Annotated in this window: 20 protein-coding genes; 2 read left to right on the top strand and 18 right to left on the bottom strand. The window is 42.1% G+C overall.

Annotated features, from left to right (window positions below; all coding sequences use genetic code 11):
* Window positions 1-21 precede the first annotated feature (21 nt).
* The 4 genes from BM003_RS08685 to BM003_RS08670 all read right to left on the bottom strand — a co-directional run bounded on the left by BM003_RS08685 (window position 22) and on the right by BM003_RS08670 (window position 5,351).
* A complete protein-coding gene (locus BM003_RS08685; RefSeq protein WP_093672165.1) occupies window positions 22-2,490 on the bottom strand; it encodes an FAD-dependent oxidoreductase in 2,469 nt (822 codons plus the stop codon).
* 178 nt (window positions 2,491-2,668) lie between these two features.
* Window positions 2,669-2,902 (bottom strand): glutaredoxin family protein, encoded by a 234-nt coding sequence (locus tag BM003_RS08680; protein WP_093672163.1) that lies wholly within the window; start codon window positions 2,900-2,902, stop codon window positions 2,669-2,671.
* A 582-nt stretch (window positions 2,903-3,484) separates the two neighbouring features.
* On the bottom strand, window positions 3,485-4,306 hold the full coding sequence (locus BM003_RS08675; protein ID WP_281242888.1) for a YitT family protein: 822 nt from the start codon (window positions 4,304-4,306) through the stop codon (window positions 3,485-3,487).
* Between the two features lie 55 nt (window positions 4,307-4,361).
* Window positions 4,362-5,351 (bottom strand): asparaginase, encoded by a 990-nt coding sequence (locus BM003_RS08670; RefSeq protein ID WP_093672159.1) that lies wholly within the window; start codon window positions 5,349-5,351, stop codon window positions 4,362-4,364.
* A gap of 119 nt (window positions 5,352-5,470) precedes the next feature.
* Between BM003_RS08670 and BM003_RS08665 the strand changes: the two genes are divergently transcribed.
* Complete coding sequence (locus BM003_RS08665) at window positions 5,471-5,791, top strand: helix-turn-helix domain-containing protein (RefSeq protein WP_093672157.1); 321 nt, start codon at window positions 5,471-5,473, stop codon at window positions 5,789-5,791.
* Between the two features lie 9 nt (window positions 5,792-5,800).
* On the opposite strand, the gene BM003_RS08660 is transcribed toward BM003_RS08665, so the two are convergent.
* The 4 genes from BM003_RS08660 to codA all read right to left on the bottom strand — a co-directional run bounded on the left by BM003_RS08660 (window position 5,801) and on the right by codA (window position 11,333).
* The gene (locus BM003_RS08660) at window positions 5,801-6,712 is read right to left on the bottom strand and encodes a bifunctional helix-turn-helix transcriptional regulator/GNAT family N-acetyltransferase (RefSeq protein ID WP_177184722.1); all 912 of its coding nucleotides are present in this window, start codon (window positions 6,710-6,712) and stop codon (window positions 5,801-5,803) included.
* Window positions 6,713-6,800: 88 nt separating this feature from the next.
* Window positions 6,801-8,012, bottom strand: a complete 1,212-nt coding sequence (locus BM003_RS08655; RefSeq protein WP_245734171.1) for an MFS transporter — start codon at window positions 8,010-8,012, stop codon at window positions 6,801-6,803.
* Between the two features lie 643 nt (window positions 8,013-8,655).
* Window positions 8,656-10,065 carry a cytosine permease gene (locus tag BM003_RS08650; RefSeq protein WP_093672151.1) on the bottom strand — a complete coding sequence of 470 codons (1,410 nt, stop codon included), beginning with the start codon at window positions 10,063-10,065 and terminating at the stop codon, window positions 8,656-8,658.
* The gene (codA, locus tag BM003_RS08645) at window positions 10,062-11,333 is read right to left on the bottom strand and encodes a cytosine deaminase (protein WP_093672149.1); all 1,272 of its coding nucleotides are present in this window, start codon (window positions 11,331-11,333) and stop codon (window positions 10,062-10,064) included. Before codA ends, BM003_RS08650 begins: the two co-directional genes overlap by 4 nt.
* Window positions 11,334-11,558: 225 nt before the next feature.
* Between codA and BM003_RS08640 the strand changes: the two genes are divergently transcribed.
* Complete coding sequence (locus BM003_RS08640) at window positions 11,559-12,716, top strand: PucR family transcriptional regulator (protein WP_177184721.1); 1,158 nt, start codon at window positions 11,559-11,561, stop codon at window positions 12,714-12,716.
* Window positions 12,717-12,849: 133 nt separating this feature from the next.
* Here the strand turns inward: BM003_RS08640 and BM003_RS08635 are convergent, their stop codons facing one another.
* The 10 genes from BM003_RS08635 to BM003_RS08590 form a co-directional block, all read right to left on the bottom strand.
* Window positions 12,850-13,227 (bottom strand): hypothetical protein, encoded by a 378-nt coding sequence (locus BM003_RS08635; protein ID WP_093672145.1) that lies wholly within the window; start codon window positions 13,225-13,227, stop codon window positions 12,850-12,852.
* Window positions 13,228-13,304: 77 nt separating this feature from the next.
* Window positions 13,305-14,141, bottom strand: coding sequence for a PTS system mannose/fructose/sorbose family transporter subunit IID (locus BM003_RS08630; RefSeq protein ID WP_093672143.1), 837 nt, complete (start codon window positions 14,139-14,141; stop codon window positions 13,305-13,307).
* 14 nt (window positions 14,142-14,155) lie between these two features.
* Window positions 14,156-14,956: a PTS mannose/fructose/sorbose transporter subunit IIC gene (locus BM003_RS08625; RefSeq protein ID WP_093672141.1), complete on the bottom strand. Its 801-nt coding sequence runs from the start codon at window positions 14,954-14,956 to the stop codon at window positions 14,156-14,158.
* A gap of 28 nt (window positions 14,957-14,984) precedes the next feature.
* Complete coding sequence (locus BM003_RS08620) at window positions 14,985-15,476, bottom strand: PTS sugar transporter subunit IIB (protein ID WP_093672139.1); 492 nt, start codon at window positions 15,474-15,476, stop codon at window positions 14,985-14,987.
* Window positions 15,473-15,922, bottom strand: coding sequence for a PTS sugar transporter subunit IIA (locus tag BM003_RS08615; protein WP_093672137.1), 450 nt, complete (start codon window positions 15,920-15,922; stop codon window positions 15,473-15,475). The genes BM003_RS08620 and BM003_RS08615 overlap by 4 nt, the downstream gene beginning before the upstream one ends.
* A 234-nt stretch (window positions 15,923-16,156) precedes the next feature.
* On the bottom strand, window positions 16,157-18,970 hold the full coding sequence (locus tag BM003_RS08610) for a sigma-54-dependent transcriptional regulator (protein ID WP_177184720.1): 2,814 nt from the start codon (window positions 18,968-18,970) through the stop codon (window positions 16,157-16,159).
* A gap of 151 nt (window positions 18,971-19,121) precedes the next feature.
* Window positions 19,122-19,298, bottom strand: coding sequence for a 50S ribosomal protein L32 (gene rpmF, locus BM003_RS08605; RefSeq protein WP_093672133.1), 177 nt, complete (start codon window positions 19,296-19,298; stop codon window positions 19,122-19,124).
* 31 nt (window positions 19,299-19,329) lie between these two features.
* Window positions 19,330-19,446: a putative metal homeostasis protein gene (locus BM003_RS17620; protein ID WP_093672131.1), complete on the bottom strand. Its 117-nt coding sequence runs from the start codon at window positions 19,444-19,446 to the stop codon at window positions 19,330-19,332.
* Window positions 19,447-19,541: 95 nt separating this feature from the next.
* Entirely contained in the window at window positions 19,542-19,859 is a 318-nt protein-coding gene (locus tag BM003_RS08595; protein WP_093672129.1) for an AzlD domain-containing protein, read from the bottom strand.
* Window positions 19,852-20,547 carry an AzlC family ABC transporter permease gene (locus BM003_RS08590; RefSeq protein WP_093672350.1) on the bottom strand — a complete coding sequence of 232 codons (696 nt, stop codon included), beginning with the start codon at window positions 20,545-20,547 and terminating at the stop codon, window positions 19,852-19,854. Before BM003_RS08590 ends, BM003_RS08595 begins: the two co-directional genes overlap by 8 nt.
* Between the last annotated feature and the right edge of the window lie 262 nt (window positions 20,548-20,809).

The following is a 20,809-nucleotide window of genomic DNA, read 5'->3' as shown; positions in this document are numbered from 1 at the left end:
TTATTCAATGATTTGATCTGATTAAATAAATAGATTCACATTTGATTTTGCCGCTTCGCCTAAATAGCTGGCCACACCGCCGAATTCAACGCCATCGATGATTTCTTCACGTGCAATGCCCATTAACTCCATACTCATAGTACAAGCGACCATTTTAACACCAAGCTGTTTGGCACGTTCGATCATAACAGCAAGACTGTCAACATTCTTGTCAGCCATGACCTTTTTTATCATTTTCGGTCCCATACCGCCCATATTCATCCGTGAGAGCGGCAGATGATCCGCGCTCTTTGGCAGCATCATACTGAACAGTTTGTCGGTTCCCGACTTGCTGATCTTCGGATTGGCATGTTTCTTAATAATATTTAGCCCCCAGAAGGTGAAGAAAAGCGTGACCGGCTTACCCATCGCAGCCGCTCCGGTCGCAATAATAAACGTTGCGATTGCTTTATCCAAATCACCGTCAAAAACCACCATCGTCGTAGCACCGCCAAAATTCTGAGCCGTTTGCACGACCTGAGCCGAATGATCACGGTTAGCCTTGGATCCTTTCGCCAGCGTCGCAACCACCTTATTACCAACAATGTTGTTTGTCAGCAACTGATTACCTGTTGCATTGGCCCAGGCAACAATATCCTTATGAAAGCCAAAATCAGAGGCCTGAACTTGTAGGACGTCTCCCATATTCATCTTCTCCATGGATTGCTTGACCTTGAGAATGGGGCCAGGACACTGCAGCCCGCAAGCATCTACTTCAATTTTTGTACATTGCGGTGCTTGCTGCACAGTTGTTGAAGCTGATTCACTTTGAGCTGCAAGATGAAGCTGTGCTTTCCATTGACCCGTCTCATATTTGGCCTGTTCATAAGTTTTTAAACCGCCGTCAAGATTAGAGACATCAAAACCATTCAGTGCCAAAATGCGCGCCGCATTATAACCGCGAAGCCCTACAGAGCAATAAACGTAAATCGGCTGGCCCTTTGGAAGTTCCGCCAGCCGCCCTCTTAATTCGCCTCGCGGAATATGATGACTGCCCGGAAGTGTTCCGGCAGCAAGCTCAAATGATTCGCGTACATCCAAGAAATACGCATGGTTCTCAATCAGTGCGTCGACCTCATGCCATTCAATTGTCTTCACTAAACCTTGACGCTGATCGGCAGCGATGTAACCTGCATAGTTGACCGGATCTTTTGCCGATGCATACGGTGGCGCATACGCCACTTCAACCAACTGAAGATCCTCAATTGATCCGTTTAAACGCATGACTGCCGAAATCATGTCGATGCGTTTGTCCGCCCCTTCTGTACCAATAGCTTGCGCACCGAGAATTTTCCCCTGTTCATCATAGATCACTTTCAATTCAATCGGTGCTGCGCCAGGATAATAGCCAGCATGGGAATTGGGGTGTAAATGAACGACCTGGTAGGCTATACCGGCCTGTTTCAAAAGGCGCTCGTTTTTCCCTGTGGTCGCCACGGTGAGTGCAAAAACTTTTGCCACGGCTGTTCCCTGCACAGGCGGATTCTTCGCATCCAATCCATTAAGATAATCTGCGAGAAACCGTCCTTGACGATTTGCCGGGCCGGCAAGAGGAATTAACGTTTGCGTGCCGGTGATGAAATCTTTAACTTCAATCACATCACCAATCGCAAAAATATCCGGAACACTCGTTTCAAAATGCTCGTTAACAACGATTGCACCCTTAATCCCTGTCTTCACACCGGCTTTCTTCGCCAACGTACTGTCGGGTAAGACGCCAATTGCCATCACGGTCAGGTCGGTGTCAATTTCTTTGCCGCTGCTCAGCACTACCGTATGCCCATTGTCTGAAAAACGCGCGACACCATCATTTAAGATCAGTTGAACACCATGAAGTTCAATTTGCTCATGAACAAATTGCGCCATTTCAAAATCAAGCGGAGCCATCACTTGCGGACTCGCTTCAACCAGTGTGACCTCCAAACCGAGATCTGCAAGGTTTTCAGTCATTTCCAGCCCAATAAAACCGCCACCGATCACCGCAGCTCTGTGCACTGTATGGGCATCGATATAATTTTTTATTCGTTCAACATCCGGTATATTCCGTACGGAAAAGACATTATCCGCGTGATCAAGTCCTTGAATCTTAGGAACAATCGGTTTTGCCCCTGTGGAAAGGATCAAACGGTCGTATTGATCGGTTGACACTTCACCGGTCAACACATTTTTTACTGTAATCATGTGTTTTTCCGGATCTACATCAACCACTTCTGTGTTGTTGTGCACCTCAATATTGAATTCCTTGACCATGTTCTCAACCGATTCGACAAGCAGCGCATCTTTTTCACGGATTGTTCCACCGACATAATATGGAAGCCCGCAATTAGCAAAAGAAATGTAAGCGCCTTTTTCATACATGACAATTTCATTTTCTTCATTTAGTCGCCTGAGTCGTGTCGCTACACTCGCACCACCGGCAACGCCGCCGACAATAATGATTCGCTGTTTCACAATAAGCCCTCCCGGTGCATGAATTCATGGTGATGAATCCGCCAACGTTCAGCAATATTATACCTATGGGGGTATAATATTTTCAAGCTTTTCTCACCAATCAAAAATCGAGAAGATGGGTTCGCTTTCTCTTTTTGGTCAATGATTGATTCTTCGTCCTATTGACGGTCAAACAAGCTTATGCGTGAACAAAACTCATGATTCGATTAGGATCAAATCCGAGTACCCATTGACCATTCACATTTGTTTGTGGCACACCCATTTGTCCGGTTGTTTCCACAAGATGTTGACCCGCAATCTGATCTTCTTGTACATTGATTTCCTTAAATGATAGTCCCTGTTGTTTCAGAAAATTTTTCACCATATGGCAATAAGGACAAGTGTTCGTTGTATACACAGTAATTTCATTCATCATTCATCACTCCTTTTTAATTTTTTTAAGCTCTTGACAAATCAGAAGTTTGACGGTTCATCACCGGCAAACTGCCTCAAGACTAAATCTAAACTTCTATTACACCTATAGTGTATACCCCTATAGGTATATAGAAAAGTATTATGCTCATAAGCTTTTTCTTAATTGTATAATGAATCGTTTAAAGGAGAGTTAGCCACAAGTCGATCTTTATAATTTCCTAGCAATAAAATAAGCGGAGTTTTTCCGTTTATATGCACCATAGCACTTATTCGCCGGTAAATAAGGGTAATTTTTCCGCTTATGCAAAACAAAACTCTCCATTTTCACGTTTTTCGATTCGATAAGCGGAATTTTTCCGTCTATTCAAGCTTTTTTTTCGCTTATTTTCTAATTAAGCGGAATTTCTCCGTCTATTTATCAGATCAGATGCCTACCTAATCGCTCAACCGATCAGAACGGATTGGGAATTAGCCTCTTATGACCATATCTTCATACTAGCAAGGCAGAAATCGTATATTTTCTAAAAGAGAAGTCATCCTTTCAGAAATGGCCGTCTTTTCTAAGGAAAGGAGCGAACGGCTACTGCATTAAAAATTTGCCTTTCACTTCGCCAACATTCTGAATGGTGATAAATGATGAGGAATCGGCTTGATGGATGAGTGCCGCCAGTTGCGGAAGTTCATCGCGTGTAATCACGGTATAAATGATCTGTTTTTTATTATCGGTGTAGCCGCCTCTTGCCTCGGTATAGGTCAGGCCGTGTTTCGTATGCTTTAGAACGAGGCTCCTAACCGTATCCAGACGGTCTCCATCGATGACCATCGTGAGCTGTATTTTGAATTTGCTTGTATAAATGGTGTCGACAACTTTGGCATTCGTATATAAGCTGATCAATGTATACAGCGATTTTTCTACACCGAAGGCAATCCCGGCAATGACCGTGATCATCACGTTGAAGCTCAGGCTGATCCGGCCAAATGAAAAATTGGTTTTCCGAATCATAACCAGCGAAATCACATCGAGCCCGCCCGTTGACGCACCTGATCGAAGCGTCAGGGCAACCCCGGACGCACAAAAAATGCCGCCGAAAATGGCATTCAAAAGTACATTGGATGAAAAATCAATGTTTGGAATAAAGTGAAGCGCAACAGAGCATGAAATAACGCTCAGTATTGTATAGCTGACAAATTTCCGCCCAAGTGCATGCCATGCCAAAACGAGCACAGGTATATTAAACACGAGGTAGAGCACACCGACCATATTTGAAATTGATAATGCCGGATAAAACTGGTGTACGGTTGTTGCAATCAGTTGGGACAAACCGCCGAATCCGCTCGAATAAACATTGGCCGGAATTAGAAACCAATTAATGCCGATACCGTACAGAATCGAGCTGATAATTATGATCGTAATCGTAAAAAAAGAAGATTTAATTGTACTCGCCTTCCCTTAAACTTTAAATATAATCCAAATCATGAGCGATCGGTGTCTGAAGCATTCTTTTGATTTCCGATAGATCAGTGGTTTGCGAAAGAATCCACATTAGCTTCGCAACGATCGCTTCTGTGTTCATATCACCGGCTGTGATCCCGCCGGCCTCTTCGACCCGTTTTCCTACCTCATAAAGGTCCATGTTCTGGCCTTCTTCAAGGCATTGAGTCGTAATAACCACAGGGATGCCCTCCTGCACCAAATTTCTGACCCCGGTGACCAGATCTCTTTTTTCGAAGGGCAGGCCGCCATTTCCAAAGCTTTCAATAATCAGTCCCTTTGTATGACTCTTAAGAAAGTCGAAAAAGGCAGGAGAGAGTCCCGGAAAAATTTTCAGTAAAAAGACATCCGGACAGATATCGATTTTCCGGGAAAATGAATCTGTATCGTTTTTTGGCTTGAACTGAATACGAATCGTTGCATCGTCAATCGAAGCGACATAAGGATAATTTATACTTTCAAATGCGTCGTAGCTTTTTGTTCTCATTTTAATTGCCCGCGTCCCAAGAATCGCTTTTCCATCAAAAATAATGAATACACCGGAAAGATCTGCCTTTTGCGCAAACGTCAGTGCGTCCTTAATATTTTTCTTAGCATCGGTACGCTTAAAACTGACCGGAACCTGTGAACCGGTAATGACAATTGTTTTTTTCAGGCCATGGAGCAGATACGACAATGCTGCCGCCGTATAGGCCATGGTGTCCGTCCCATGCGTGATAATAAAACTGTCGTAGCAGTGCTGATTTTCATCAATGGTTTTAGCCAAAGTGAGCCAGTCTTCCGGCTGCATGTTGGTACTGTCCTTATTCATTAACACGTGAAAATCAACGGAAACATCTGAATTGTGCTCAAAATAACCAGCTAGTTGATCAATGGTCATACCCGGTGCCAATCCATCCTGATGAGGCGTTGAGGCAATCGTTCCCCCTGTAGCAAGAACTAAAATTTTTTTCATTAATAATTCCTCGTCTTGTGTATTTTATACGATCATTATAACTTTTTCTCTATATTTTTCAACAAAATGTTTACTATACGTGTATCTAGAGGTAAACTGACTACTGAGGGAGTGTTCGGATGCTTGATCAATTAATTGCATTAAGAAAGAAAAAAAAATTAACGATCCAGAACATGGCCGATATTCTCGGGATCGCTAAAAGTACATACGCCAGCTATGAAACCGGCTACCGTCAGCCGCCGATCGACGCATTGATCAAGATAGCTGATTTTTTTAAGACTTCTCTAGATACATTAGTTGATCGGCCTTATAAACCAAACATTCATCTCGATCAACCCCAAGAAGCGAACTGCTGCTTAATTATTGATGGGGAAGCACTCACAGAAGAGGAACAAAAAGAAATTGTCGCATTTATTAAAGTGAGGCGTAACCTCAATTAATCTCTTTCTTCAAAAGACCAGTTCCCATTTTTCCTCCGTAATCACATGATTTGTCCATGTTTTATTCGGGTGTTGCTGAACACAGGTAAAGCCTTTGCTGCCATAGAGATGACGCGCTGCCTTCAAATCGCTGACCGTCCAAAGAATGACTTTCTTATAGCCCTGTTCACGGCAAAATTGGATCGCGGTGTCGAGCAGCTTGTGACCATATCCCCTACCTCTGAGCGATTGGTCAAGCAAAAACCAGCGCAACTGCGCGATGCTTTCAGATTCGCGAACGATTGCAATACATCCCTTTGCCTCGTTGCCCTCATCCAGAATCCAGATCTTTTCTTTTTCCGAATCATGGCAGTCCATAAAGGCGGATACTGCATCGGCGACATACTGAACAAACTTATCGTTAAACCCGTACTCGCGTGCATATAAATTGCGATGGGCATTCACAATGAATGTGTGATCGCTTGCTTGAAAACAGCGCAGCTTGGGATCGTTATTTCCGCCTAAAATAGCATAAATTGTTTCCATAGCGTCAAGCAATTGTTTCTGCTCTGCGGCATTGATTCCATGAATAAGTCGTTCAATCTGCTGATCAGACTTCTCCGACAGTCGCTCCAGCTCCTGTTTTCCTTTTGGTACAAGACGAATGATGCTGCTGCGCCGATCATTTGAATCATTTTCTCGTACGATCCAATCTTTGCGTTCAAATGTATTGAGAATACGACTTAAATAGCCTGCATCAATGGTCAATTTTTCGATAATCTTCTTGGCGGTACACTGCGGCATCAGTTGAATTTCAAGCAGAACCCGAGCCTCCGTCAGTGAAAAGGCACTGGATAAAATGTGCCGATCAAGCAATCCAAGTACATTTGTATAAAATCGATTAAATGTTCTGATTTTAGTTTTTATTTTGTGACTGATCATTGCCATGCCCTCCTTGATCAGTAATATAGGATAATTAATTGACTTTGTCAACTAATTATCTATAAACCCTTGTTCGTCATCCATCGCCTTACTCCAATCGTGGAATCTGCCGCAACTTCTTATTCACTATCCAAACCAGTGACGTGACCAGAACAACCCCACCCTGAAGGAGAAACAGAGGCGTACTGCCAAGCCAAGCTGCGATTGTGCCGCCGAACAATGCTCCGAGCGGCATTGCGGCTGCAATCAGCGTTTCAATAACCGCAGACACACGTCCGATCATGTCCTGAGGCGGCATCACTTGAAAAAAGGTAGTGAACAGGATATTCGTTGCCCCGACCGGGAAATTAGCCAGAACAATAAAGACGCAGCAAAGCACAAAGAAACGATCCGCTGCCCATGCAGCAAGCAGCCACAAGATACCGGACCAGGCATAGCCGAAAATCAGCGCTTTACCCATCGTCATTTTTCGAGATATAAAGGATGAGGTCAGCGTTCCAAGCAAAAATCCCAATGTGTAACAGGTGAGCAGAATTCCATATTTCCCCGGGCCGCCTAGCTGATTTGCGAACGACGGCAGGGCCGCGAGTACGGCACTTAAGAAAAAGTTTATACCCAAAAGCGGCAGCAACAGGCTGAGATTCAAAGGTTGCATTACAAAGCGAAACCCAGCAGCCAAATCCGCCCGGTAAGACGAAAAATTAAATGAAGGCTGTGCTATTTGATTCGACACCTTTAAACGTATGGTCGCAAAAAATGCTGCCGCAATAAAGAAAGTAAACGTGTCAATAAGATACAGATTCACCGCGCCGGTGAACAAAATCAGAAAGCCGCCGCACATACTGAAGATCAGATCCGTTCCCTGATAGGAAAAGCTCATCGCACTATTTGCCGCAACCAGTTGCTCTTTCTTCACCAATCTTGGAATCAGCGCGCCTTCGGCAGGATAAGGAAATAAATCAATTAAAGCGATCAAGGGCATGATGATCAGCACACCGGTAACCGTAAGTAAATGAGTCATGTATAGAGTGGGGACAAGCAAAAGAAGCATCCCTTGAAAAAGCGAAGGAATGACGAGCACTTTTTTCAGATTCATCCGATCCACAATTGGACCAACTAAAAAGGAGAGACATTCCGGGAGGAGCGTCAAAAAGCCGGCAAGCCCCGAGTAGAAAGCGGAGCCGCCCAAATTATAGGCAAGCCACATCGCAGCGATATAATAGAGACTATCACCGATATTGGAGATTAATCGTCCAAAAAAGAGTGAAACAAAATTTTTATTTTTTATCAGGTCGTTCATGATCCATCCTCCGCATCGCTCGTGTTTTTGCGATTGCGGCATGTTGGTGAACCCACCCGCCTGATTTGGCCCTGATCTTCAAAAGTGAACATTGATCATGCTTTATCCCGCAATCGCTGCTTAAAAAAGGGCGCAAATCTCCCGTTTTTAGCAGCAATCAATGTGCGCACACAGGATAAAGTCAGCTTCATAAACCTTTCTCACCTCCAAATTTCAATTATTTTCATCATACCGCGCATGAATCATACAGACAAGGCTAGAGTTTAAGTAAACGTTGGTTTAAACTGTACTCTTCGCTTTAATTATATCTATAAGCGGAAGATACCATTCATAACTTTGGCTCTTCACTAAATATATTGGATTAGTGCTCTGCTCTCATTTATTTTTTCTAAATTCCATTCATATTCCAAAGAAATCAAATCAATAATTGCACCTAATAAATTGATTAACAACTACTCGAGCAACGAAAATCAACTGCTCCTAATAAAAACAAGTCGTACACTTGCTCATTTTTCCAATAAAAAATTGAAAATGAAGAATGAGCAGTACGACTTATAAACAAATTGATTTTGTGTCGTAATTATGACAAACAATAAATAAGTTTTCCTTAGTAAACTTCAGAAAGATCCATAGTGCAGTCGAATTATTTATTTTCCAAAGACATACCCTCTTGTTTGGTATTACTTGAAAATTTATTTACACATTTAGATATAACATAGTATAAAATTGCTGACAGTGCAATGGTTGGAAAGGTCACACCAATTGTTGATGAGAATAGTCCGATTCGATTTCCTATCAAATAAAATCCAATACAGATACCCCAAGAAAATACAGATGCGAGATTGAATCCATGAAAATACCAGTATTTTCCACCTTTTTTATCAAGCTCCTCTACACAATAGTCTATCTTCTTTAGTAAAAAGAAATCAACAATCATAATTCCGAAAATAGGGCCAAAAACCATATTGATATAATTGAGCAGCGTTTCAAAAGCGCCAAGGAAATTGCCAAAATATAGGGGTACAACAGTAAGTATTCCAGCCAAGATTGTAGAAATAAACAATGCTGGTATGGATTTAAACTTTTTATTCAAGTTAGTTATGGATATACCCGCACCCATTAAATCAATGGCATTTGCTGTTGTACTTGTAAATATTATAATTAGAAATGCAATGACACCAAGTCCTAACTTACTTGCAATGGTACTCGGATCTGAATTATTCGGATCATACACACCTGTGGACAAAGCTGTTCCGATGGTTGAAACCAGTCCGACAAAAACAAACCAGAACAATCCTATATTTGCGCCAACCAGTGGTGCAATTGTGGCATCCACCTTTCTTTTTGTATAGCGTGTAAAGTCAGCAATGACTGGAATCCAGCCAAGACTGAATGCAGCCATGGTGTCCATTGCCGTTCCTATTGGCATATGTGATGTTTCTTTAGGCTGCCAATGTATGATTTGTTCTAGTGAAACTTGACTGAGTACCGCAACCATCTCCCATACACCAAGAATTAAGATAAGAACCATACCAATTCTTTCTACAAATTTTACAGACTTGTGACCCATCATTATGGATAAGAAATGTAAAATAGTCATAATGACTATTCCAATAAGCATTGTTTTATTACCACCGGATGCTCCATATGGTGGAGCCTGGATTAGTTCACTCAGAATAAAGCTAATGGAAATTGCAGCCAAAAATGTATTTATTGCTGTCCAACCAATGTACTGTAAGGCATTAAAAATAGATAAAATATAGCTTCCTCTTATCCCAAGAGATGGGCGTACCAATGACATTGTTGAAGTTCCGATTTTATAACCCATAAACCCAATAATCGCCATTAATAAATATGCAATCGGATTGGAAACAAGAGTAACAATAAGTGCACCGCCGAATCCTGCAGCGCCAACTACCCCTCCAACATACCAAGTCCCATTGTTAGCATTGGCACCCGTCCAAGTAGCCAGCATGTCAAAAAAATTCATTGTACGACGATTCTTTGGAACAGGGTCAAGTGCTGAATATTCAATAATCTTTTTATCGCTCATATTGTGACCTCCTCCATACCATTGATCTTCAGCATTTTGTGCTGTTGCCTATGATAAATAATCTTCCCTTTATGCACAGACAAAATGACAGGACTAAGCATACGTACTGCATCAAATTCGTTTTCATCATCTATTACAATGAAACTTGCTGGTTTTCCTTCATCCAATCCATACTCGCTTTCAATACCCAGCGTCTTCGCACCATTATCTGTAATTAAATCCAAAGATTTAGCGATTTCTTCATGGCCCATCATTTGACAAACATGCAGTCCCATATCAAGAATTCTCATAATATTTCCAGAACCGGCAGGATACCAAGGATCCATGATCGAATCCTCTGCAAAACAGACGTTTAATCCACAATCATGCAGCTCCTTAACCCGAGTAATTCCTCTACGTTTTGGATAACTATCAAATCTTCCTTGAAGATGAATACTTTCAGTTGGGCAGGAAATAAAGTTAATATTCGATTTCTTCAGAAGTGAAAATAATTTATAGCAATAGGCATTATTATAGGAGTGCATTGCCGTTGTATGACTAGCTGTCACTCTTGATCCTAAACCATTTACATAGGCATTTGCAGCTAGTGTTTCTATAAAACGAGATTGTTCATCATCAATTTCATCACAATGGACATCAATTTTTTTATCATATTTTATGGCAAGATCAAAGATTTTTCGGAGAGACTTTAGTCCATATTCTCTAGTGATTTCATAATGTGGGATACCCCCAATTACATCTGCACCGTGTAGAATTGCTTCTTCAAGAAGCTTTTCTCCATCCGGGTATCCATAGATACCTTGTTGAGGAAATGCGACAATTTCAATCTTAATTATATCTTTGGCTTCTATTTGAACTTCTTTAATGGCTTCTAATGCCAATAAACTTTTATCACAAATATCAACATGTGTGCGCACAAATTGGATCCCATTTTTAATTAATAACCGTAATGCTTTCCATGCATTTTCCTTTATTTCTTTCTTCGTAAATGGTTTCAGCTTTTTACGATCTGCCCAAATTTGAATTGCTTCAAACAAACTTCCTGTTTCATTATTCCGAGGATACCCTGCCGTAAAAACATAATCTAAATGAATATGCGGTTCTACAAAAGGGGCGGTAACAAGTTTTCCGCCAAGATCAACAATTTCACTATGATTATTAATCACTTTGTTGCTGCCAGCTGTATAAATTTTTGAAAAAATGCCATTTTCAATTTCAATGTCCCATAAACCGTTCTTTTTCCTTAAACGACAGTTTTTAATAATCATTTTTTCAACTCCTATCAAATTATTGTTTATTATTTTATAAATAGTCTAATATTTATAAAAATATTTTTCTTTAGTATCATGTTACAATTTTTAACCCATTTCGTTATGAATGATGCATAGTATCCCCTATGCTTAAAATTGAACGTGTTATGATAACTAATATCACATAAATTTTTGAGCTAAGTCATTTAAATTAGGATAGGATACAAGGAGATGATAATGATTATGGTTACTGTGAAGGATATTATGCGCATTGAAGCATTTAATAAAATTGATTTTCTTGCGGGGAAAAGTGGATTAAATCGACAGGTCCGATGGCCCTATATATGTCAAAATCTTGATGTAGAAAAATGGGTTCAAGGATCTGAGATTCTATTTATGACCGGTGTAGGTATGAAGATGAATGAAAATAGTCTAAAACAATTTATCTATAAATGCTATATTAGTAACATTTCCGGAATAATTATTCTTCCAAGTCCAGATTACATTCCAGTAATACCAAATTCAGTAATTGCAGCTTGCAATAAGTTTGCTATTCCGCTGTTCTCCATGCCGTGGGATATCCCAATGATTCACGTCACAAAAAGCATTTCCGATTATCTCTACGCAAATAATAAAGATAACAAAATTGATCGCGGTTTATTTGAAAAAATGATTAAAGAGCTAAATAAGAAAGATAGAACTATTGGGGAAATAATTAGTGAAATCCATTTACCTAAATTCGATCATTATGTTTTGATTATTATTAATGGCCGTTCAAAAAATGAACAGACACATAGTTATGCAAAGTTCATTTCAGAAAATTTCTTAAGAACCGGTTTATTCGCAATTAGTGGCTGTTTAATTTATTTTCTGGCAGAACTAGATACAAATATTGATCATACATTTTTCTTAAATATCATTCGTTATTTTCGTGTTAAAACTCACAATAATTCAACCATATTTATTGGTTATAGTAATAAATTATCCTTAAAATCCTCCCTAAACCAGTCTGTTATGGAAGCAAAGTGTGCCCTATGGGCAGGACAATTAAACAATCAAACGATTTGTTCATATCGTAATAGCGGTATCATTAAACTTTTCGCACAATGTAGATTGGACTCTTTAAATGAGTATTTCTCAAATATTTTAGAACCTATTATTTTATATGATCAAAAACATCAAACAGCATTGTTGGAAACAATAGAATGCTTTTTAAAATCAAATTGCAATTATAAAAGTGCGTCTGAGCTGCTATTTATTCATCGAAACACATTGACCTATCGGATCGAAAAAATAGAGGAATTACTGAATTGTAATTTTAAAGACCCTCAGGATATTTATAATTTGACTACAGCTCTACTCACCAGACAATTTTATTCTAATAGACTTGATACACAGTGACATCAATAATTTAACTTATTTTCGTTTTTTATGCATATTCTCCAACCTCACATGGTTTAAACAAAAACGCGAAGGAACCTAAGCTCCTTCACGTTTTTTATTCTTATATTGGCAGCGTCACCGGCTGCAAGAATCAGAGATATTTTTCTGCATAGGCTAGAAGTTGATGAATTTCTTCCTTGGCAGCTTTCGTGAGTACCTTGTTGTCATTGAGCATCTGCTCGCCGCGGGCTTTAATAAAGCGCAGATAATCTTTATTTCTTGTTTTCGCGTAGCCTTTTTTGGCTTGGTGCATATCAAGAAAATCTCCTGCAGCTTGTTTGGCCAGCATGTATCGTCCGATCAGTAAGGCGACCGCAAGCGATAAGGCGACCAAGGTCCCCCACCCGTCAGTGATTGTGTAGAGCAGGATACCGATCACCATTAGGATCGTCACCCACTTTGAAGAACTGTACACATAGCCTTCAGGTCTATTGTTTGGATGTAGAAATGCTTTCAAGCTGTTAAACATCGAAATCCCTCCTAGCCGATTTACAAAAAAGTTATGAATGAATCATGCACAAGTGACGCGCAACCGTATCAGCCATCTTACAGTCCGAAGATACCAGCCCAGTATCCGAGAATACCGATTGCAAACATACCGAAGATGATCCAGATCGCATTGACTTTGTGCTTGAGCAGCCACATGCAGCCGAAAGTCATCAGTAAGGCAACAAGACCTGGAAGCAGTGAATCTAAAATCCCCTGCATGGTTGTGTCAACGACTTTCCCTGCTTGTTTGTACGATACAAGAACAAGCGGCATTTTAATGCTGGTCCATTTTGATACCAGTGATCCCATGACGAACAAACCAAGTACAGAAGCCATTTGCGTTAATTTCTTAAGACGGTTGCCGGCAACGTCTTGAACAATGTCCGTACCTTGAGTATAACCGACCTTAAATCCGTACCATCTCGTCAACATACGGATGATGTTAATTCCGAAGAAAAAGAGCAGCGGTCCGAGAATACTTCCGCTCATAGCAAGCGAAGCGCCAAGAGCTGCAAGGATCGGGCGCGCAGTTCCCCAAAAAATTGGATCACCGATACCGGCGAGCGGTCCCATCAAACCGATTTTTACGTTGGTAATTGCGGCTTCATCAATGTCGCCGCCTTCTGCCTTTTTTTGTTCCATAGCAGCGGTAACACCAAAGATTGCTGATGCCGGCCATGGCGTCGTGTTGAAGAATTCAAGGTGACGCTTCAACGCAGCGGCCTGATCTTCTTTTTTATGGTAAAAGCGTTTGATCGCCGGAATCATTGTCACCGCGACACCAATCGCTTGCATACGTTCGAAGTTGAAGGAACCTAGCATAAATGTGCTTCGAAAATAAGTACTGATGATATCTTTTTTCGTTAACGATTCTACTTTTTTCACTTCTGTCATTTTTTTCACCCTCCTTATCCTAATACATCGTCGTCATCGGATCCGACATTTGTGGCAGCAGCTGGAGCTTTAATTGAGTCATGGAAGTCCGGGTTCAACTGAACATAGACAACCGCGGCACATGCACCGAGAATACCGAGACCAACAAGGTTGATGCCTGTCATAAATGTAGCAAGGGTAAACCCAATGAAGAAGAATGGCATCAGCGAACGTGCCTTCATCATGTTAATAACCATCGCGTACCCGACAACAACAATGAATCCGCCGGAAACCTGCAGGCCGTGTGTAACGACCGGAGGAATGGCATCCAGCCACTGGCTGACAAGACTAGTTCCGGCAATTGCAGCTACTGCTCCAGTTGGAATGGCAACACGTAAGCCCTGCAGGAACAAGCCTCCTATATGACACCATTCAACCCCTCGAAAATTTGCCTCAGCCGCAAAGTGATCGGCTTGATGTTGGAAGAACACAGTAATCGTACGAACAAAAATGGTTAATACTTGGCCTGCTGCAGCAAGCGGTACAGCAATCGCAATTCCTTCACCAATGGATTGGTGACCGACAATAACAACGATTGCTGAAATTGTTGAGGCTAGTGCTGCGTCCGGCGCCATTGCGGCACCAACGTTCATCCAGCCGAGTGCGATCAATTCAAGACTACCACCTAGAATAATACCGGTATGCAAATCTCCTAAAACGAGTCCAATGAGTGTACATGCGACAATTGGGCGGTGGAATTGGCGCTCATCGAGCACACTCGCCATCCCGCAGATAAGTGCTACAAGAATAACTAAAATAAATTGCATGGTATTCATAGTCTAAAACCCTCCCTCTATTTTGTTTTTATAATAGATTTTTGCTTTTCAGCCGATTCATAAAGTCAGACGCGTTTGTGTTCGGCAATTGTTGAAGAATCAGCTTAACACCACGTTTGTCTAACTCTTTAAACGCTTCAACGTCTTCCGGGCTGACCGATACTGCTTCAGAGATTAACGTCATGCCCTCTTTAAAGGTAATTCCTCCGACATTCACCTGAGTGACTTCCACACCAGCATCCATCAGGCGAAGTACATCTTTAGGCGTTTCAACAACCAGCAGTACATCCAAATTTTCATAGGATGGATTCTTATAGCAGCGCGCTGTTTTATCAATCGTCATGACATAGGACTTTGTTCGTCCCGGAGCTACCTGCAGAAGCAAAGTTTTTCTCAAATCATCTTTGGCAGCGCTGTCATTTGCTGCAATGATCGTTCCGGCACCCACATGGTTTACCCAGTTGTTTGCCACCTGTCCGTGAATTAATCGTGAGTCAATACGTAACCATTTAATTTTCATCCTAACTCATCTCCCTCGTCTTCTTTGGCACTATTTGCTAATGTTTGATGTGAAAAAATTTCTTTGAATGATTTAATACCGTCCGCTCCGGCAGTCTTGGCTGTTTGTACGAGTTCCTCAAGCGTTCCGCCGGCCAAGCGTTTACCGAGAACTTCCACAAACATCGGAAGGTTAACGCCGGTTACAATATCCATATTTTCCTTTCTTGCAACAAAGCGGCTCGCCGCGTTGTAAGGGCTCCCACCAAACAGGTCGACAAGGAACAGAATGTGATCATCTTCCAAGCTTTCACTGGCTGCCTGATATTTGTCGAGCAGATTTTCAATACCTTCCCCTGGTTTAAATGTGACCTGAGCAACATTTTCAATATTTCCGAAGATCATCTTAGCAGTGCCCATTAACGCATCTGAAAGATCTCCATGTGTAGCAATAACGATTGCGACCACTTTTTTCTCCTCCTTTCTCTCTGTACACTTTTATATAAGCAAGTATCGTGCCAATTTTGTGTTTTAAAAAAAAAGAGCCGTAAATAGGCTCTGATAAACGTTTTTTCTATTATGCTTCCAAAAACCAACACACTAAATTTCAAAAATAATACACTGTTCTGTTTCATAACTCACTAATCATTGAAATCGTCGAAAACAACACACTGTGTTTTGAACGGTACTCAAAATAACACACTAGATTTGTGAAGTACGAGCAAATAATACGTTTTTCCCCAATTCATCAATCAACATATCAATAAAATAATAAAATTCGCCTTCACTCAGTTGAATATTTAATTTGAAGTTGAGCACTTCTAGCGTTTTCTCCAGTTGATGAAACAGCTGTTTCTTTTCGCTGCTCAGCTCGCCTTCATATTTCAACGGTGTGTGTGCAACCTCACGTTCGAGTGCGAAGGCCAAATGCATGATGATGCGGATCTGCGTCGCATTTTTAAAATGAAGATGCAGCGCTTTTTCTACTGCATCATTAAATTCAAGAATGGCTGCGACTGCTCGTCTTGGGTTAAGATACATCAGCATATCCTGCAAACTGTCTTCACAAACGCCTTTAACAATAACATGCGATGGATTATCCTTAATTGGCAGAGATTTCCCCGCTAAAATAGATTGGAGTATTTCTTGTCCTTCGCCGCCGACAAATTGAGACAGGGTAATATAAGGAACACCTTCAAGCTTGGGGTTCTTCGCGCCGATACTCGCAACAATATCATATTTCGTCTGCATTCTCTGTGCTACGTCATATAGTCCTTCAATAGAGATGGGAATCACACTGATTTCTTCATCCGTAATATTGCGAATATACATGCTGACAATATTTTTAATTCGCTTTGCGATACCGCTTCCTGTCGTGCAGATGGTCAAAATGGCTTTTTGACGCAGACTGTTCGTCGTTTGTCGTTCCATGCCAACCGTTTGACGCAGTTTGAAGAGTGAATCAACAATTCCTTTTAAGTCCATATGCAGGTAGTTGGCGTTTTTAACTGCGTCCAGAATCATCGGTGTCGATACCATATCGATCGCTTTGACACGTACCTTTGCACCATGCGCAATTTTTTCTTCAAAATAGTAAAGCGATCCCATATCGACCATCATTAAGACGCCCGCACCTTGATCAACGGATTGAACAGCTTGAATAATGTTTTCAAAGATATCGCCGAAATTCAAGCTGAGCGGCATGTCCACGGCTTCAATCGGATAATCCCCCATCAATTCTTTTACAACGCTTACCATTGAGCTTGCCGTATGCGGACCATGCGCTGCAACAACGATACCGACATTGCGCTGCTGCGACAGTTCAACGAACGAACCAAGCAGAAAAGCAATATAAATAATCTCTACCTCAGGCAGTTCCACATGAAGCCGCTCATCAATTAGTTTTGCTATATTTCCTGCCGCCTCATAATCCTTTTGCGCATAGGTAAACATCGTCTGCTTCACATCGGGAGAACAGTCAATTTTGCGCAACGGATGCTCAAGAAATGAAGAAAGGTGGACAGATAATAGGGAAACAAATTGACTACTTAAGTGTTCGCCAAGTACCTGTGTGCAGATTGCCTCCAGATCTTTCGAGAGTCCCAGAATCCGTTGATCCACAACCGCCGTCAACATATCTTTCGCTGTCTTCTGATAAAATTTCTTTACCTGATCTTTAATATCCTCGGCAATAAACTTGCGCACATCGTGCGTGGACAAGCCTTCTTGTGTCAGTGAATCGTATTTTCCCGAAATCATTTTGTATAAATCAAAAGGCGGTTCATACTGATCGATGTCAGTAAGCAATGGATCCTTGCTTCCGGTTACAATGAGAAATAGCGGGAGCTGTTTATTCAGTTGCTGGTTGATTTGAGGCTGATGCGAGATTCGATGCAAGCCTTCCTGCATTTCCGCCGGCAGCATTTTTGCATCAAGCTGGACAAAGTCGTTATTCATACTGTCGAGAAATCCTTGCGCGCAGATCAGCTGCACATTCGATTTCAGCTGACCGATATTTCCAAAGGTGACGCTGCCGATCAGTGCCTTGATCACATCGGAGCTTACATGAAACTTATGGCTTGTGCGATGTGCTTCTCTGGAAAGCAGGAATTTAGTCAGCTCTATTTGCTCGCTTATACTTCTGCTTTGGAAGTTCGGAATGTTGATCATGACCGGTACTCGTCTCAAGAAGGTTTGCAGCAGTGCCGATTCCGGATCAGCAGTCGTCGCCCCGATAATCAGAACATGTGCCTCTCGCTTATTCCCCGTCTCGCCTAATTTACTGTAGCGGCCGGTATCCATAAAATAGAACAGCATTTCCTGTCCTTCCGGGGGCAGACGGTGAATTTCATCAAGAAATAAAATTCCTCCGTCTGCCTTGGCAACTATTCCATCCTGATCACGTGCCGCACCTGTAAACGCACCTTTTATATAACCGAACAGCTGCCCAATCAGCAGCTGCGGATTATTGTAATAATCCGCACAGTTAAAATCGACAAACGGTGCTTTCTCATTGATTCGGCCGATGGATTGCGCATAATTATACATCATATGTGCAAACAGCGTCTTCCCGGAACCTGTGGGACCAAGAATCAGCGTATGCAAACCTCTCGGCGGATAGACAATCGCCGATTTTGCCTGCTTCACGCTGTTTTTTAAGCTTTTATCTGCACCAATAAGATGTGAAAAGGGATCCTCATTTTTATCATGAGTGTTCTCTTGATTCAATAATTCCTTGAGAGAAGCAGCCTTTACCTCATACTCTCTAACCACATCGCCAAATTGTGATCGTATGAGTTCAGCCGGCACGTACAGTACCGGGCGAGTAACAAACTTGATGACACGCTTTTCTCTGACCAGCTCATTCAGTTCTGAACTGACATTGCTTCGCATGATGTCAAGAACCTCGGCAAGGTCGGAAGCTGTGATTCCTGAGGTTTCCATAAGCGCCTTTTTATCAAACTGAGCGCATCGTTTGGCTAATTCACTATAAATTCTTTCACGTCGCCGTCCCATTGGGTTCACCTCTCTAAATAATTCTTCATGATTGACATGTTTTCCTTCATTATATAATAAAAACGCTTTCATGCGAATTTTTGTAAAAAGAAAAAACGATCCGTATCGTCAAAAATGAAGATACAGGTCGTCTTTTCTACTTGGCGTGCTCTTATTTTTTCTGTTCAATCACTTGTTCGCCTTTATACATACCGTCTTTACCAACGCGGTGGGAAAGGTGATAGTCACCTGTTTGCGGATCACGCGAAAGCGGCGGGACACTCAAGCCTTTGTTCGTTCTACGCTTGTTTCTTCGTGTCGTCGATGTTCTCCGTTTTGGTACAGCCATGCTGAAACCTCCCAAGTATTCGTTAAAGGGGTCATCCTTTTTTCAAGTGTTTCATTTGCTTAATCATTTTGAGCGCGCGTCGATGCGTCTTTTTGTTTGGACTTTTCAGTTCCCTGCGCGCACTCGAAAGTTTAGTTTTGTTTGCCATGACAGGTTCCTCCTTAATATAAATCGTAATTGTTACGATTTATATTAACGTACGTTTAGCCAAAACACAATAGATTGAGCTTAAACCATAGCTTATTAGGAAAAAAAATATCGGAACAGCACGCCGATCAGTACACCGATCATTACAGATGGCAAAAAACGTTTCGTCAGCAGGATCATGGCAGCCGTGCCGATGCAGCTGAGTAAAACAGGAATCGATAGAGTTAAGCCGCCATGAACGGGCAGCACGATCTGTTTCACGAGCAGTGCCGAAATAATTGCGATCGGGACATAGGTGAAATACAGACGAAGCGTCGCATTCATTTTCCAGCGCGACATAAATTCAAGTCCGATCACACGAGACAAATAGGTGACGAGCGCAAGCGCACCGATCAAAAGCCACTGATTAAGCATGCGCACGCCCCCTTTTATGTAAATAGAGTCCGACGAGCGGTGCGAAAAGACCGGTCATAATAATCGTGAGCTCATTCCCCGGTTTAATAAATTCAAGGACAAGCGCAATAACCACCGCGGCGAGCGCTGTCCCAATGACCGGTTTTCCCTTCAATCCGGGTACAAGCAGTGCCGCGAACGTTGCCGGAAAAGCGAGATCAAGACCCCATTTCTGCGGATCAAGCTGATTGCCGATGAGCGCTCCGAACAGTGCCGCAAGGATCCACGCAATGTAAAAGATACCGGCAACGACAGCGAAATAAAAAGGATCCGGGCCGACTTTCTTGAAGCGCGCGCTCGCTAAGACAAACGGCTCATCCGATATACCGAAAGCGAGCAGGCGTGTCCATTTTTTCGCGGGTGCAAGCCCCTCCGATAATGCCGCTCCATAAAGAAGGTTGCGCAGATTCAGTAAAATAACGGTCAGCAGAACGCTCGCTGTCCCTGCCCCACCGGCCAGCATTGCCACTGCAACCAACTGAGCAGATCCGGAAAACACAAACACAGACATAGCAACGGTCGTAAGCAAAGTAAAGTTCACTTGCGTGGCAAGAACACCATAGGACATGCCATAGGCAGCAATCGCAATAGCCAGCGGCAGTGCCTCCGCGCCCGCTGTTTTCAACGCCGACTTTTTTCGATGAAGCATCTTCATTCCCTCGCTTCTCTATTTTTTCCGTGTGAATATTATCTGAAAATAGTATACTAAAATTAACTTATTGTACATTATAATATAATCACCACGTGAACCTCCCACGACTAAAGTCGCGGGCTTCTGATCTCTCAATCAAAAGTTCCTGCGAACAATAAGCTTGCCCAACACGACTTATCATTGGGTAGCGGCTCATTTCTTTGAGCAGGCGAACCCCGTCGTTCCGACGGTTCTTAGCTTTTATTCAGCCCTCAATTGA

The organism is Sporolactobacillus nakayamae (assembly GCF_900113325.1).
In the GTDB taxonomy this organism is placed as follows: domain Bacteria; phylum Bacillota; class Bacilli; order Bacillales; family Sporolactobacillaceae; genus Sporolactobacillus; species Sporolactobacillus nakayamae.
The sequence above is the reverse complement of the archived record's forward strand: the minus strand, read 5'-3'. Positions and strand labels throughout refer to the sequence as shown.

Bases quoted from the DNA above. Each gene is read 5' to 3' on its own strand.
- BM003_RS08660 (WP_177184722.1), bottom strand. From the start codon at position 6,712: ATGATCAGTCACAAAATAAAAACTAAAATCAGAACATTTAATCGATTT.
- BM003_RS08650 (WP_093672151.1), bottom strand. From the start codon at position 10,065: ATGAGCGATAAAAAGATTATTGAATATTCAGCACTTGACCCTGTTCCA.
- rpmF (WP_093672133.1), bottom strand. From the start codon at position 19,298: ATGGCTGTACCAAAACGGAGAACATCGACGACACGAAGAAACAAGCGT.
- BM003_RS08655 (WP_245734171.1), bottom strand. From the start codon at position 8,012: ATGAACGACCTGATAAAAAATAAAAATTTTGTTTCACTCTTTTTTGGA.
- BM003_RS08640 (WP_177184721.1), top strand. From the start codon at position 11,559: ATGGTTACTGTGAAGGATATTATGCGCATTGAAGCATTTAATAAAATT.
- BM003_RS08610 (WP_177184720.1), bottom strand. From the start codon at position 18,970: ATGGGACGGCGACGTGAAAGAATTTATAGTGAATTAGCCAAACGATGC.
- BM003_RS08620 (WP_093672139.1), bottom strand. From the start codon at position 15,476: ATGAAAATTAAATGGTTACGTATTGACTCACGATTAATTCACGGACAG.
- codA (WP_093672149.1), bottom strand. From the start codon at position 11,333: ATGATTATTAAAAACTGTCGTTTAAGGAAAAAGAACGGTTTATGGGAC.
- BM003_RS08665 (WP_093672157.1), top strand. From the start codon at position 5,471: ATGCTTGATCAATTAATTGCATTAAGAAAGAAAAAAAAATTAACGATC.
- BM003_RS08590 (WP_093672350.1), bottom strand. From the start codon at position 20,547: ATGCTTCATCGAAAAAAGTCGGCGTTGAAAACAGCGGGCGCGGAGGCA.
- BM003_RS08625 (WP_093672141.1), bottom strand. From the start codon at position 14,956: ATGAATACCATGCAATTTATTTTAGTTATTCTTGTAGCACTTATCTGC.
- BM003_RS08670 (WP_093672159.1), bottom strand. From the start codon at position 5,351: ATGAAAAAAATTTTAGTTCTTGCTACAGGGGGAACGATTGCCTCAACG.
- BM003_RS08635 (WP_093672145.1), bottom strand. From the start codon at position 13,227: ATGTTTAACAGCTTGAAAGCATTTCTACATCCAAACAATAGACCTGAA.
- BM003_RS08630 (WP_093672143.1), bottom strand. From the start codon at position 14,141: ATGACAGAAGTGAAAAAAGTAGAATCGTTAACGAAAAAAGATATCATC.
- BM003_RS08595 (WP_093672129.1), bottom strand. From the start codon at position 19,859: ATGCTTAATCAGTGGCTTTTGATCGGTGCGCTTGCGCTCGTCACCTAT.
- BM003_RS08680 (WP_093672163.1), bottom strand. From the start codon at position 2,902: ATGAATGAAATTACTGTGTATACAACGAACACTTGTCCTTATTGCCAT.
- BM003_RS17620 (WP_093672131.1), bottom strand. From the start codon at position 19,446: ATGGCAAACAAAACTAAACTTTCGAGTGCGCGCAGGGAACTGAAAAGT.